Below are 13,898 nucleotides of genomic sequence, written 5' to 3' on the forward strand. Positions count from 1 at the left end.
GACCGGGCCATGCCGAAGGCCCCGCTGACCGCTCCGGGGAAGAGCGGAAGGCGGGGCCTTCGGTTGAAGCCGGTGAGCCCGTTCCCGCGTGGCGAACGCAGGCCGCGAACGAGGCTCGGGGTGCCGGACGGGAGCGGATGAGAGAGGGCCCGCTCGATTCCCTCCGGCGGTCAAGTCGGGTGTCAGCCCTTGGCGGACGCAACCTTCTGAGCCAGCGCGGACTTCTTGTTCGCGGCCTGGTTCTTGTGGATGACGCCCTTCGAGACGGCCTTGTCGAGCTGACGCGCGGCAACGCGCTGCAACTCGGTGGCCTTCTGCACGTCACCCGCGGCAGCGGCCTCACGGGCCTTGCGGATCGCGGTCTTGAGCGACGACTTGACGGCCTTGTTGCGCAGGCGCGCCTTCTCGTTCGTCTTGTTCCGCTTGATCTGGGACTTGATGTTCGCCACGAATGAGCCTTTTCAGAGTGTTCAGACTGTCTGAATGTTCGACCTGAATGATCGACCTGGATGATCGGCGTGCCTCGCGCTGAGAGGGCAGGAGGCACGGCCACCTACACTACCAGCGGCCCTTTCGGCAGCCCAAACCGGTCGCCACCGCCCACCCGTGGGACCATGGAAGCTACGTATCGATCCGACCCGAGACCGTCACCCGGCGGATACCTCAAGAATCAGGACCCTGCGTGCCCGCGACCCCTAACAATGTGCCCGAGCCGAGCCGTACCGACCCGGCTCTGATCCGCAATTTCTGCATCATCGCGCACATCGACCACGGCAAGTCCACACTCGCCGACCGGATGCTCCAGCTGACCGGCGTGGTCGAGCAGCGGCAGATGCGCGCCCAGTATCTCGACCGCATGGACATCGAGCGTGAGCGCGGCATCACGATCAAGTCACAGGCCGTGCGGCTGCCGTGGGCGCCCACCCACGAACCCGGCAGGACGCACATCCTGAACATGATCGACACCCCGGGGCACGTCGACTTCACCTACGAGGTCTCGCGGTCGCTCGCCGCCTGCGAGGGCACCATCCTCCTGGTCGACGCCGCCCAGGGCATCGAGGCACAGACCCTCGCCAACCTCTACCTGGCGATGGAGAACGACCTCACGATCATCCCGGTGCTCAACAAGATCGACCTGCCGGCGGCGCAGCCCGAGAAGTTCGCCGACGAGCTCGCCCACCTCATCGGGTGCGAGCCCGACGACGTGCTCAAGGTCTCCGCCAAGACCGGCCTCGGCGTCGAGGCGTTGCTCGACAAGGTCGTCGAGCAGGTCCCGGCCCCGGTCGGCGTCGCCGACGCCCCCGCGCGCGCCATGATCTTCGACTCCGTCTACGACTCCTACCGCGGCGTCGTGACGTACGTCCGCGTCGTGGACGGGCAGCTCAGCAAGCGTGAGCGCATCCGGATGATGTCCACCGGCGCCACCCACGAGCTGCTGGAGATCGGCACCAACTCGCCCGAGATGCTGTCCGCCGACGGGCTCGGCGTCGGCGAGGTGGGCTACCTCATCACCGGTGTGAAGGACGTCCGCCAGTCCAAGGTCGGCGACACCATCACCCAGCAGACCAAGGGAGCCGAGAAGCCGCTCGGGGGCTACAAGGACCCCAAGCCCATGGTCTTCTCCGGCCTGTATCCGCTGGACGGCTCCGACTACCCGGACCTGCGCGAGGCCCTCGACAAGCTCCAGCTCAACGACGCCGCGCTGGTCTACGAGCCGGAGACCTCCGCCGCCCTCGGCTTCGGCTTCCGCGTCGGCTTCCTGGGCCTGCTGCACCTCGACGTGATCCGTGAGCGGCTGGAGCGCGAGTTCGGCCTCGACCTGATCGCGACCGCGCCGAACGTGGTCTACCGCGTCATAATGGAGGACGGCACCGAGCACACCGTCACCAACCCGAGCGAGTTCCCCGAGGGCAAGATCAACGAGGTGTACGAGCCCGTCGTACGCGCCACGCTCCTCGCGCCGAGCGAGTTCATCGGCTCGATCATGGAGCTGTGCCAGACCCGGCGTGGTGTCCTGCTCGGCATGGACTACCTCTCCGAGGAGCGGGTCGAGATCCGCTACACCCTCCCGCTCGCCGAGATCGTCTTCGACTTCTTCGACCAGCTGAAGTCCAAGACCCGCGGCTATGCCTCGCTGGACTACGAGCCCACCGGCGAACAGACCAGCTCACTCGTCAAGGTCGACATCCTGCTGCACGGCGACAAGGTCGACGCGTTCTCGGCGATCACCCACAAGGACCAGGCATACGCGTACGGCGTGCGGCTCGTCGCCAAGCTCAAGGAGCTGATCCCGCGGCAGGCGTTCGAGGTGCCCGTCCAGGCAGCCATCGGCTCCCGGGTGATCGCCCGCGAGACCATCCGCGCCATCCGCAAGGACGTCCTCGCCAAGTGCTACGGCGGTGACATCTCCCGTAAGCGGAAGCTGCTGGAGAAGCAGAAGGAGGGCAAGAAGCGGATGAAGATGGTGGGTTCCGTGGAGGTTCCGCAGGAGGCCTTCATCGCGGTCCTGTCGAGCGATGACAGCGCGGGGTCGGGGAAGGGTAGGAAGTAACTGCCCCTTACCTTGGGTTACACCCCAAACTGGGTGCAACAGGGGCCCGTCGCGCGAAAGTGCGGCGGGTCCCTGTGCGTACGCGGGGTAGCTCTCTGTCGAAAGAGACAGGCCGTGAACCCTTACGCGGTGGCCGGTCGCCCTTTACTCTGATCCCTGCTCGATAGTTACTCGCGAGTTAAACAACGTCGCGTGAGTGAAACCAGCCGCACCTGAGTCGGCCGCACTGCGCGGGCCCCGGAGGATGTCGTGAGCGACACACAGACACTGATCGAGAACCGTCCGCCGAGCGTGGCGACCCTCTTCCTGGAGCGCGTGGCGGCCACGCCGGACGCTGAGGCGTACCGCTATCCCGTCCCTTCGGCCTCCGGTGAGGGCCCCGACGACTGGAAGTCGCTGAGCTGGGCGCAGACCGCCGAGCGGGTCTACGCGATCGCGGCCGGCCTGATCGAGCTGGGGGTGCAGCCCGAGCAGCGGGTCGCGCTCGCCTCCGCCACCCGGTACGAGTGGATCCTCGCCGACCTCGGCATCATGTGCGCCGGGGCGGCCACGACCACCGTCTACCCGCAGACCAACGCCGACGAGTCCGCGTACATCCTCTCCGACTCCGAGAGCCGGGTGCTGATCGCGGAGAACGCCGAGCAGCTGACCAAGGCGCGCGAGAAGCGCGGCGAGCTGCCCGACCTGACGCATGTGGTCGTCGTCGACCCGGCCGGCGTCGAGACCGGCGACTGGATCCTCTCCCTCGCCGAGCTGGAGAGCCGGGGCGCGGCCCGCCTGGAGAAGGACCCCGACCTGGTCAAGGAGCGGGTCGGCGCGATCACCAGGGACCAGCTGGCCACCCTGATCTACACCTCCGGCACCACCGGCCGCCCCAAGGGCGTGCGCCTGCCGCACGACTGCTGGGCGTACATGGCCAAGGCGATCGCCGCGACCGGGCTGATCAGCGGCGAGGACGTGCAGTACCTGTGGCTGCCGCTCGCGCACGTCTTCGGCAAGGTGCTCACCTCCGGCCAGATCGAGGTCGGGCACGTCACCGCCGTCGACGGCCGCGTCGACAAGATCATCGAGAATCTGCCGGTGGTGCAGCCGACGTACATGGCGGCCGTGCCGCGGATCTTCGAGAAGGTCTACAACGGCGTCGCCGCCAAGGCGAAGGCCGGCGGCGGTGCCAAGTACAAGATCTTCCAGTGGGCCGCCGCGGTGGCCCGCGAGTACGCCAAGACCGCGCAGGACAACTTCCGGCGCACCGGCACCGCCTCCGTGCCGTTCTCGCTCGGCGCGAAGCACAAGGTCGCCGACGCGCTCGTGTACGCCAAGATCCGGGAGGCCTTCGGTGGCAACCTGCGCGCGTGCGTGTCGGGTTCCGCCGCCCTCGCGCCGGAGATCGGCTACTTCTTCTCGGGCGCGGGGATCCACATCCTGGAGGGCTACGGACTTACGGAGTCCTCTGCGGCGTCCTTCGTGAACCCCGGTGAGGCATATCGCACCGGTACGGTCGGCAAGCCGCTGCCCGGCACGGAGGTGCGGATCGCCGACGACGGGGAGATCCTGCTGCGCGGGCCCGGGGTCATGCAGGGGTACCACAAGCTGCCCGAGAAGACCGCCGAGGTGCTGGAGGCGGACGGGTGGTTCCACACCGGGGACATCGGTGAACTGTCGCCCGACGGATATCTGCGGATCACCGACCGCAAGAAGGACCTGATCAAGACCTCCGGCGGCAAGTACATCGCTCCCGCCGAGGTCGAGGGGCAGTTCAAGGCGGTGTGCCCGTACGTGTCCAACATCCTGGTGCACGGGGCCGACCGGAACTACTGCACGGCGCTCATCGCGCTCGACGAGGTGTCGATTCTCCAGTGGGCGCAGGAGAACGGGCTGGAGGGGAAGTCGTACGCGGAGGTTGTCGCCGCGCCGGCCACGGTGGAGATGGTGGACGGATATGTGAAGCAGCTCAACGAAGGGCTTCAGCGGTGGCAGACGATCAAGAAGTTCCGGTTGCTGCCGCGGGATCTTGATGTGGAGCACGGCGAGATAACGCCGAGTCTGAAGTTGAAGCGGCCGGTTGTGGAGCGGGAGTACAAGGATCTGATCGAGGAGATGTACGCGGGGGCGCGCGAAGCGTAGGCGGTGGTGGGGACTGTGCGGCGGCTGCGGCTGCGGCTGCGGCTGCGTGGTGGCTGGTCGCGCCCACGCGGCGGAGCCGAGTCGAACGGCTTGGTCAAGTAGTCGGCCGCGCCGGTCGCGTAGCCGCGGAAGGCGTGGCCGGAGTCGTCCATGCCGGGCATGCGGATGCCGGGCAGGTGTTCGACGTCGTTGACGTGGGAGGTCCGGCAGCGCTGTCCCGGGCGCGCCGCGAGCCGCTCGTCCAGGCGACCGTGCCGCGCCACTCCCGCCGGACGCGCCGCGCTTCCGGGGGGAAGCGCAGGCTGCGGCCCATGATCTGGTTGTGGGCCGCGGTGAGTTCGGCCGCGATCCCGTGGCCGGTTTCCTGACCGTCTTCGAACACTCCTGTAGCACTGTTCTCACTCATGGCGGCCCACTTCGGTAACTCGGCGCTTATGAGCGTGCCCGGTCTGTCACCCTGTCGGCACTGACTGAGGTTTATTCGTACGAACGGGCCGGGGGAGCTGCCGATGGGGGCCATTCCGACGCAACGGGAGACCGTTTCCCGTGCCTCTGAGGCGCCTGCGCAGGAGCGCGCGCGGGCGCACGCGACCCTGGCCGGAAGTTCGCTCGCTCCGGGCGCCGCGCGTGCGCTGGTGCGGGCGGCGATCGCCGAGTGGGCCGAACTCGGTCTGCCCGGCACCGAGCACGTCACCGACCGGCTCGCCGACGACGCCTCGTTGGTCGTCAGTGAGCTGGTCACCAACGCCGTCGTGCACGCCGGCACCGACGTGGAGCTGGCCTGCTGGATGGAGGGCGACGTGGAGGGCACGGCTGCGCTCCTCGTGGAGGTCTCCGACCAACACCCCTCGCGCGCCCCGCGCGGTTCCGACGCGGCCGAGGTGCCCGGCGAGATCCCCGAGTACGGGCGCGGGTTGGGGCTGGTCGCCGCGCTCGCCGAGGCCTGGGGGATCACCTACCGCACGGGCACCAAGACGGTGTGGGCACGGCTGCCCGCCGAGAGGTGCGCGGCGACGGAGCGGATCGAGGCGTACACCGGGGAGCAGGAGCTGGCGCGCGGGCTGACGGTGGCGGAGATTCTGGCGCCGGATCCGTTGTGGGAAGAGGGGGGTTGTGGGGACGGCTGGGGGGATCTGTGCGGCCAGGGGGACCAGGGGGTCCGGCGGGACTGGCGGGACTGGCCGGGTCGGGGCGATCACGACGGCCGGGACGGGGGCGTTGGTGGTGGCCGGAAGTGGTCCGGCGGAGGTGGCGGTCAGGAGTCGCGTGAGCGTGGTGCCGGTCCGCAGTGGTGTGGGGGTGACGGTCGGGAGCCGAGCGAGGGTGGTGACTACCGGGAGAAGCCCGAGGGTGGTCAGTGCCCTGACGGTGGTGATGATCGGGACTGGGTCGGCGGTCACGGTGAGCGGGGTGGGGCCGAGGGCCATGACGATCGGAGCAGGGACGTCGGTGGTGGTGGCCGGAAATGGCCTGACGGTGGTGATGATCGGGGTTGGGCCGAGGGCCACGGTGAGCGGGGTCATGCCGAGGGCCGAGGCGATCGAGGCTGGTCCGACAGCCATGACGATCGGGGCTGGAGCGGCGGCCGGGACTGGCGGGTCTGGCGGGACGGGCGTGATCGGGACGGGACGTGGCTGGGGCGCGGTGCCCTGTCCTTCCTCGCCGAGGCCTCCGATCTGCTCGCCGGGCAGCTCGACGAGAACCTGGTCGCGGCGCTCGCCGGGCAGCTGATCGTGCCGCGGCTCGCCGACTGGTGCGCGGTGTGGCTGGAGGACGAGGGCATGGGCCGCGGTGCCTGGAGCGGGGGTTCCGGAGCGCCCGGGCCCCGGCTGGCCCGCGTCTGGCACGGCAGCGAGAACCGCATCGAGGAACTGCGCGGGGCCCTGGAGAAGGAGCCGCCGCCGCATCCGCCCGGTTCGCTAGGCACCGGGCCGATTCCTTACCCGTGGCCGGGGGAGGTCCTCAACGGGGGTCGCGGGTCTGGCGGGGCTGGCGTGTCCGGGGTGGGCGGAGCATCCGGCGCCGGCGGTGTGGACGGGGCCTGCGGTGCGGGCGGTGTGGGCGGCGGGTCCGCGGTACTCCGCGCATCCGGCGCGGCTACGGTACCCGGCGCACCAGGCGCGGATAGTGCCTCCGGAGGCTCCGGAGGCGCCGGAGCACCCGGTGCCTCCGGCGCGGACGGGGCATGCGGTGCTGACGGCGTTTCCGGGCCCGAAGACGCGCTCGGCGCGCGCGGCGGCGACGATTCCCACGACGCTGACGGCGCACAGGGAAGCGACCGCGCCAGCGGTGCCTACCGTGCCGACGGAACCGACCACCCCAGCGGTGCCGACTCCGCCCGCGGCGTCGCGCTGGCGTACCGGCTTGTCGCCGGTGGCAGGCCGTTGGGGACGCTGGTCATCGGGCGGGCCGGGATAGCCCGGTTCCCGGACGAGATCACCGGGCTCGTGGAGGACCTCGGCCGCCGTGTCGCGCTGGCCATCGGCGCCGCCCGCCAGTACGCCCGGCAGGCCACCATCAGCGCCGTACTCCAGCGCGGCCTGCTGCCCGGCGCCGTCGCCGAGATCCCCGGCGTGCGCAGCGCCCTGGTCTACGAGCCGTGCGACAAGGGCGGGCCCAGCGGCGACTTCTACGACCTGTTCCCGGCCCGCGACGGCCGCTGGTGCTTCGCCCTGGGCGACGTCCAGGGCAAGGGCCCCGAAGCCGCCGTCGTCATCGGCCTGGCCCGGCCCTGGCTGCGGCTGCTGGCCCGGGAGGGGTACGGCGTCGCCGGCGTCCTCGACCGCCTCAACCAGCTCCTCCTCGACGACGCGACGGAGGCGGCCGACGCGGCGGCCCGCGCCCTCGTGGGACCCGTCGGCCCCGGCGACGGCCCGCAGAACCGCTTCCTGTCCCTGCTGTACGGCGAGCTGGTCCCCTTCGACGGTGGCGCCCGCTGCACCCTCGCCTCCGCCGGGCACCCGCTGCCGCTGCTCCTCGGCCCGGACGGCGAGGTGCACACGGCCGCGCAGCCGCAGACCCTGCTCGGGGTCGTCGAGGACGTGACGTACACCAGCGAGACCTTCGAACTGCGCTCCGGCGACACGCTGCTGTGCGTCACGGACGGCGTGACCGAGCGGCGCTGCGGCTCCCGCCAGTTCGACGACGGGGACGGGCTGGCGGCGGCGCTGACGGGCTGTGCGGGGATGGGCGCGGAGCTGATCGCCGAGCGCATCAAGCGGCTCGTGCACGAGTTCGGGGCGCGGCCGCCGGAGGACGATCTGGCGCTGCTCGTGCTCCAGGCCGAGTAGGCGGAGCCGGCGGAGTGGGCGGAGGGGGCATGCGTACCGGTGCGGGACAATGGAACGCATGCCTTCCGCACTCCCCGACGGCGAGCCCGTCCCCGCCGACGGTGCGCTGCCCGCCGCCGCGCTCGCCGGCATCGCCGACCGGCCCCTCGGCTTCTACCTGCACGTTCCGTACTGCGCGACCCGCTGCGGCTACTGCGACTTCAACACCTACACCGCGACCGAGCTGCGCGGCACCGGCGGCGTCCTCGCCTCCCGCGACACCTACGCCGAGACGCTGATCGACGAGGTGCGCCTCGCCCGCAAGGTGCTGGGCGACGATCCGCGGCCGGTCCGCACGGTGTTCGTCGGCGGCGGTACGCCGACGCTGCTGGCCGCCGGTGATCTCGTACGGATGCTGGCGGCGATCCGTGACGAGTTCGGGCTGGCGCCGGACGCGGAGATCACGACGGAGGCCAACCCCGAGTCGGTCGACCCGGCGTACCTCACGGCCCTCCGCGAGGGCGGCTTCAACCGGCTCTCCTTCGGCATGCAGAGCGCGCGGCAGCACGTGCTGAAGATCCTGGACCGCACGCACACGCCGGGCCGCCCCGAGGCGTGCGTCGCGGAGGCCCGTGCGGCGGGCTTCGAGCACGTGAACCTGGACCTGATCTACGGCACGCCGGGGGAGTCCGACGACGACTGGCGGGCGTCCCTGGAGGCGGCCCTGGGCGCCGGGCCGGACCACGTCTCGGCGTACGCGCTGATCGTGGAAGAGGGCACGCAGCTGGCCCGCCGGATCCGTCGCGGCGAGATCCCTGTGACGGACGACGACGTGCACGCCGACCGGTACCTGGTCGCCGACGAGACGCTGTCGGCGGCCGGTTTCGAGTGGTACGAGGTCTCGAACTGGGCGGCCTCGGAGGCCGGGCGGTGCCTGCACAACGAGCTGTACTGGCGGGGCGCCGACTGGTGGGGCGCCGGGCCGGGGGCCCACAGCCACGTCGGAGGGGTCCGCTGGTGGAACGTGAAGCACCCGGGCGCGTATGCGGCGGCGCTGGCCGCGGGGCGGTCACCGGGGGCGGGGCGCGAGGTCCTCTCGGAGGAGGACCGCCGGGTGGAACGGATCCTGCTGGAGCTGCGGCTGAGGGAGGGTGTGCCGCTGGAGCTGCTGCGGGAGGAGGGGCTTGCGGCTGCGCGGCGGGCGCTGGGGGAGGGGCTGCTGGAGGCGGGGCCGTACGCGGAAGGGCGGGCGGTGCTGACGCTGCGGGGGCGGTTGCTGGCGGACGCGGTGGTACGGGACCTCGTGGACTGATCACCCCGGCGAGTGAATCGGTGCGGAACGTCGGTTCGGTCCCTAACCTGGTTCGTAGGCTGCCGCTAACAGTACGCGGCGAATGTGGAGGCCACGGAGATGACCGCTGTGGACGAACGTGGAGTCGCAGAGTTCTTCGAGGGTTTTGAGCCGCCCGACGGACTCAAAGTGGAGCTTCTGCGGGGGGAAATCGTGATGATGGCCAGCCCTGATCTGGTGCAGAACCTGATCGTGCTGCTCACGGAGCGGCAGATCCCGCTGGATCGCTGGTATCCCCTCCAGACCCAGGATGTCGACCTCGTTGATGAGGCAAGCGAGCCGGTTCCGGACCTCGTGGTCGTGGCACGTGACGTCCTTCCCGGTTCGGGGCGTTTGCTGCCGTGCCAATTGATCACGATGGTCGTCGAGGTCGTCTCCAAGACCAGCGTCGCACGGGACTACGGCGTCAAGCGTTCGATCTACGCCGCAGGCAACGTGCCTGCCTATCTCATCGTCGATCCGATCATGGCGCAGTGCGTCCTGTTGACGAAGCCAGAGGGGAAGGGCGAGGACGCCGACTACCGTGCGCAGCACATCGCCAAGTTCGGCGAGCCGCTACCGCTGGACGTGCTGGGCGTTGAGCTGGACACCAGCGAGTTCGGAACGTTCCCCGGCGTCAAGCCCCACCGCTATCCGTAACGAAGTCGATCAACTCCTCCACCCTCCCCAGCAACGCCGGCTCCAAGTCCTTGTAAGACCGCACCCGCCCCAGAATCCGCCGCTGCCACACCTCGCCGGTGTTTTCCGGCCACCCCAGCGCCCGGCACACCCCCGTCTTCCAGTCCTGCCCGCGCGGCACCCTCGGCCACGCCTCGATGCCCAGGGACGACGGCTTCACCGCCTCCCAGACGTCCACGTACGGGTGGCCCACCACCAGCGCGTGCTCGCTGGTCACCGACTCCGCGATGCGCCACTCCTTCGTGCCGGGGATCAGGTGATCCACCAGGACCCCCAGCCGCGCGTCCGGACCCGGCGCGAATTCGGCCACGATCGCCGGCAGGTCGTCCACGCCCTCCAGGTACTCCACGACCACGCCCTCGATGCGCAGGTCGTCGCCCCAGACCTTCTCGACCAGTTCGGCGTCGTGGCGGCCCTCGACGTAGATGCGGCCGGCGCGGGCCACGCGCGCGCGTGCGCCGGGGACGGCGACCGAGCCGGAGGCCGTACGGGTGGGACGTACGGGACCGGCCGAGGGCCGTACCAGCGTCACCACGCGGCCCTCCAGCAGGAACCCGCGCGGCTCCAGGGGAAACACCCGGTGCTTGCCGAAGCGGTCCTCCAGGGTCACCGTGCCCGCCTCGCAGCGGATCACCGCGCCGCAGAAGCCGGTACCGGCCTCCTCGACCACCAGGCCCGGCTCCGCGGGGACCTCCGGGACCGGCTTGGGCTTCTTCCACGGCGGGGTGAGATCGGGCGAGTACTGGCGCATTCGGATGACGATAAGCAAAGCCCCGCGACCGTCACGGCGACACGCCGAAACGCGCCGCCAGCTCGTCGCGCTGCGCCCGTACGAACGCCGCGTCCACCACCGCTCCGTGACCGGGCACGTACCGCGCGTCCTCGCCGCCCAGGGACAGGAGCCGGTCCAGGGCGGCCGGCCAGTGCGACGGTACGGCGTCGGGGCCCGCCTGGGGTTCGCCGGACTCCTCGACCAGGTCGCCGCAGAAGACGACCTCCGGGTCGCCGGGCACCAGGACAGCCAGATCATGCGCCGTATGCCCTGGGCCCACGTTGGCCAGCAGGACCTGGCGGCCGGCGCCCAGGTCCAGGGTCCACTCGCCCGACACGAGGTGCGGCACGGACACCAGCGCGCCGGCCGCCTCCTCCGCCGCCTTCGCGTCCAGGCCGTAGCGCACCGCGTCCGCGCGCAGCTCCTCGCGGTCACGCGCGCGCGTGAACACTCCGTCCACCCCCACCGCCCCGAACACCTCCGCGCCCGCGAACGCCGCCGCGCCGAAGACATGGTCGAAGTGCGGGTGGGTGAGAGCGAGATGTGTCACACGGTGACCGGTGAGCTCCTGCGCCGCCGCGCGCAACCGCGCGCCCTCCGCCAGGCTCGACCCCGCGTCGATCAGCAGGGCCGCGCCCGTCCCGACGACGAGCCCCGCCGTGCAGTCCCACACCGGAAGCCGGCACCGCCCCACTCCGGCGGCCACCCGCTCCCACCCGAGCTCTTCCCAAGTCACCGTCATACAGCGACGCTAGCTACAAGGCCCGCGTCCAGCACCACCGCGCGACCGGCCTTGCCCGCGGCGTACCCCACCGCCGTACACTGGGCCGGGGAAGGCTGGCACTCGCACGCGCAGAGTGCCAGGCCATGACAGACAAATCACCAGGCGGACGACTTCTGGAGGTGTGCGCGATGCTGAGTGAACGCCGGCTTCAGGTGCTGCGCGCCATCGTCCAGGACTACGTCGGCACCGAGGAGCCCGTCGGTTCCAAGGCCCTCACCGAGCGGCACAGCCTCGGGGTCTCCCCGGCCACCGTCCGCAACGACATGGCGGCCCTGGAGGACGAGGGGTACATCGCGCAACCGCACACCAGCGCCGGCCGCATCCCCACCGACAAGGGGTACCGGCTGTTCGTCGACAAGCTCGCCGGCGTGAAGCCGATGAGCCCGCCCGAGCGGCGCGCGATCCAGAACTTCCTCGAGGGCGCCGTCGACCTCGACGACGTGGTGGCCCGCACCGTGCGGCTGCTCGCGCAGCTCACGCGGCAGGTCGCCGTCGTGCAGTACCCGTCGCTGACCCGCTCGACCGTCCGGCACGTGGAGCTGCTGTCGCTGGCTCCCGCGCGCGTGATGCTCGTGCTGATCACGGACACCGGGCGGGTCGAGCAGCGTATGGTCGACTGCCCGGCGCCGTTCGGCGAGACCTCCCTCGCCGATCTGCGCGCGCGGCTCAACAGCCGGGTCGCGGGCCGTCGTTTCACGGACGTGCCGAGCCTGGTGGAGGACCTGCCGGAGGCCTTCGACCCGGAGGACCGCGGTACGGTCGCGACAGTGCTCTCCACACTGCTGGAGACGCTCGTCGAGGACAACGAGGAGCGGTTGATGATCGGCGGCACCGCCAATCTGACCCGCTTCGGGCACGACTTCCCCCTCACGATCCGGCCGGTGCTGGAGGCGCTGGAGGAGCAGGTCGTGCTCCTCAAGCTGCTCGGCGAGGCGCAGGATCCGGGCGTGACCGTACGTATCGGTCACGAGAACGCCCACGAAGGACTCAACTCCACGTCCGTCGTGTCGGTCGGCTACGGTTCGGGCGGCGAGGCGGTTGCCAAGCTCGGCGTGGTCGGACCGACCCGCATGGACTACCCGGGAACGATGGGAGCGGTACGCGCAGTGGCACGGTACGTCGGACAGATCCTGGCGGAGTCGTAGTGGCCACGGACTACTACGCCGTACTCGGCGTGCGCCGCGACGCGTCGCAGGAAGAGATCAAGAAGGCCTTCCGGCGGCTCGCGCGCGAGCTGCATCCGGACGTCAACCCCGATCCGAAGACCCAGGAGCGGTTCAAGGAGATCAACGCCGCCTACGAGGTGCTGTCGGACCCGCAGAAGAAGCAGGTCTACGACCTCGGCGGCGACCCGCTCTCGCAGCAGGGCGCCGGTGGCGGTCCGGGCGGCTTCGGAGCCGGCGGCTTCGGGAACTTCTCCGACATCATGGACGCGTTCTTCGGCACGGCGTCGCAGCGCGGGCCGCGCTCGCGCACCCGCCGGGGCCAGGACGCGATGATCCGGATCGAGGTCGAACTCGACGAGGCCGCGTTCGGCACGACGAAGGACCTCCAGGTCGACACGGCCGTCGTCTGCAACACCTGCAACGGCGAGGGCGCGGCGCCCGGCACGTCCGCGCAGACGTGTGACATGTGCCGCGGCCGCGGTGAGGTGTCGCAGGTCACCCGGTCCTTCCTGGGCCAGGTCATGACCTCGCGCCCCTGCCCGCAGTGCCAGGGCTTCGGCACGGTCGTCCCGAACCCGTGCCCCGAGTGCGCGGGCGACGGGCGCGTGCGGTCCCGCCGTACGCTCACCGTGAAGATCCCGGCCGGTGTCGACAACGGCACGCGCATCCAGCTCGCCGGTGAGGGCGAGGTCGGGCCCGGCGGCGGTCCCGCCGGTGACCTGTACGTCGAGATCCACGAGCTGCCGCACCCGACCTTCCAGCGGCGCGGCGACGACCTGCACTGCACGGTGACGATCCCGATGACCGCGGCGTGCCTCGGCACGAAGGTGCCGCTGGAGACGCTGGACGGCCTGGAGGAGGTCGACATCCGCCCGGGTACCCAGTCCGGCCAGTCAATCCCGCTGCACGGTCGCGGCGTCACACACCTGCGCGGCGGCGGCCGGGGCGACCTCATGGTCCACGTCGAGGTCCAGACCCCGACCAAGCTCGACCCCGAGCAGGAGCGGCTGCTGCGCGAGCTGGCCAAGCTGAGGGGTGAGGAACGGCCACAGGGGCAGTTCCAGCCGGGGCAGCAGGGGCTGTTCTCGCGGCTGAAGGACGCCTTCAACGGGCGCTGAGACCGGTGACAGCGGGCGCTGAGGCCGGTCGCAGGGGCCGCTGAGGTCCGTATGCCTTTGGCTTATGAGGAAGGCCGGATTCGGA

The 13,898-nt window shown here is 70.7% G+C and carries 10 protein-coding genes and 1 pseudogene; 7 read left to right on the forward strand and 4 right to left on the reverse strand.

Annotated elements, in window-relative coordinates:
• Positions 1 to 182: 182 nt before the first annotated feature.
• Positions 183 to 449 (reverse strand): 30S ribosomal protein S20, encoded by a 267-nt coding sequence (gene rpsT, locus H8R17_RS18395; protein WP_187824298.1) that lies wholly within the window; start codon positions 447 to 449, stop codon positions 183 to 185.
• A 233-nt stretch (positions 450 to 682) separates the two neighbouring features.
• Between rpsT and lepA the strand changes: the two genes are divergently transcribed.
• The gene (gene lepA, locus H8R17_RS18400) at positions 683 to 2,551 is read left to right on the forward strand and encodes a translation elongation factor 4 (RefSeq protein WP_187824299.1); all 1,869 of its coding nucleotides are present in this window, start codon (positions 683 to 685) and stop codon (positions 2,549 to 2,551) included.
• A 249-nt stretch (positions 2,552 to 2,800) separates the two neighbouring features.
• Positions 2,801 to 4,675, forward strand: coding sequence for a long-chain fatty acid--CoA ligase (locus tag H8R17_RS18405; RefSeq protein WP_187824300.1), 1,875 nt, complete (start codon positions 2,801 to 2,803; stop codon positions 4,673 to 4,675).
• An 80-nt stretch (positions 4,676 to 4,755) separates the two neighbouring features.
• Here H8R17_RS18405 and H8R17_RS49280 read toward each other — a convergent pair.
• Positions 4,756 to 4,830 (reverse strand): annotated as a pseudogene (locus H8R17_RS49280) (response regulator); the annotation flags it as partial.
• A gap of 354 nt (positions 4,831 to 5,184) precedes the next feature.
• Between H8R17_RS49280 and H8R17_RS46910 the strand changes: the two are divergent.
• From H8R17_RS46910 to H8R17_RS18430, 3 genes are all read left to right on the forward strand, one after another.
• The gene (locus H8R17_RS46910) at positions 5,185 to 7,965 is read left to right on the forward strand and encodes a SpoIIE family protein phosphatase (RefSeq protein WP_262505335.1); all 2,781 of its coding nucleotides are present in this window, start codon (positions 5,185 to 5,187) and stop codon (positions 7,963 to 7,965) included.
• Positions 7,966 to 8,023: 58 nt separating this feature from the next.
• Positions 8,024 to 9,256, forward strand: coding sequence for a radical SAM family heme chaperone HemW (gene hemW, locus H8R17_RS18425; protein ID WP_187824301.1), 1,233 nt, complete (start codon positions 8,024 to 8,026; stop codon positions 9,254 to 9,256).
• Positions 9,257 to 9,355: 99 nt separating this feature from the next.
• A complete protein-coding gene (locus H8R17_RS18430) occupies positions 9,356 to 9,934 on the forward strand; it encodes a Uma2 family endonuclease (protein ID WP_187824302.1) in 579 nt (192 codons plus the stop codon).
• Here the strand turns inward: H8R17_RS18430 and H8R17_RS18435 are convergent.
• Both H8R17_RS18435 and H8R17_RS18440 read right to left on the reverse strand, forming a co-directional pair.
• Entirely contained in the window at positions 9,912 to 10,724 is an 813-nt protein-coding gene (locus H8R17_RS18435) for a DUF3097 domain-containing protein (RefSeq protein ID WP_187824303.1), read from the reverse strand. The genes H8R17_RS18430 and H8R17_RS18435 overlap by 23 nt on opposite strands.
• Before the next feature lie 31 nt (positions 10,725 to 10,755).
• Positions 10,756 to 11,487 carry an MBL fold metallo-hydrolase gene (locus tag H8R17_RS18440; RefSeq protein WP_187824304.1) on the reverse strand — a complete coding sequence of 244 codons (732 nt, stop codon included), beginning with the start codon at positions 11,485 to 11,487 and terminating at the stop codon, positions 10,756 to 10,758.
• Between the two features lie 170 nt (positions 11,488 to 11,657).
• Between H8R17_RS18440 and hrcA the strand changes: the two genes are divergently transcribed.
• Together hrcA and dnaJ are read left to right on the forward strand one after the other, a co-directional pair.
• Positions 11,658 to 12,674, forward strand: coding sequence for a heat-inducible transcriptional repressor HrcA (gene hrcA / locus H8R17_RS18445; RefSeq protein ID WP_187824305.1), 1,017 nt, complete (start codon positions 11,658 to 11,660; stop codon positions 12,672 to 12,674).
• Entirely contained in the window at positions 12,674 to 13,813 is a 1,140-nt protein-coding gene (gene dnaJ / locus H8R17_RS18450; protein ID WP_187824306.1) for a molecular chaperone DnaJ, read from the forward strand. The genes hrcA and dnaJ overlap by 1 nt, the downstream gene beginning before the upstream one ends.
• Positions 13,814 to 13,898 lie beyond the last annotated feature (85 nt).

Origin of the sequence: Streptomyces sp. TRM68367 (assembly GCF_014495685.1) — a bacterium.
Taxonomy (GTDB): domain Bacteria; phylum Actinomycetota; class Actinomycetes; order Streptomycetales; family Streptomycetaceae; genus Streptomyces.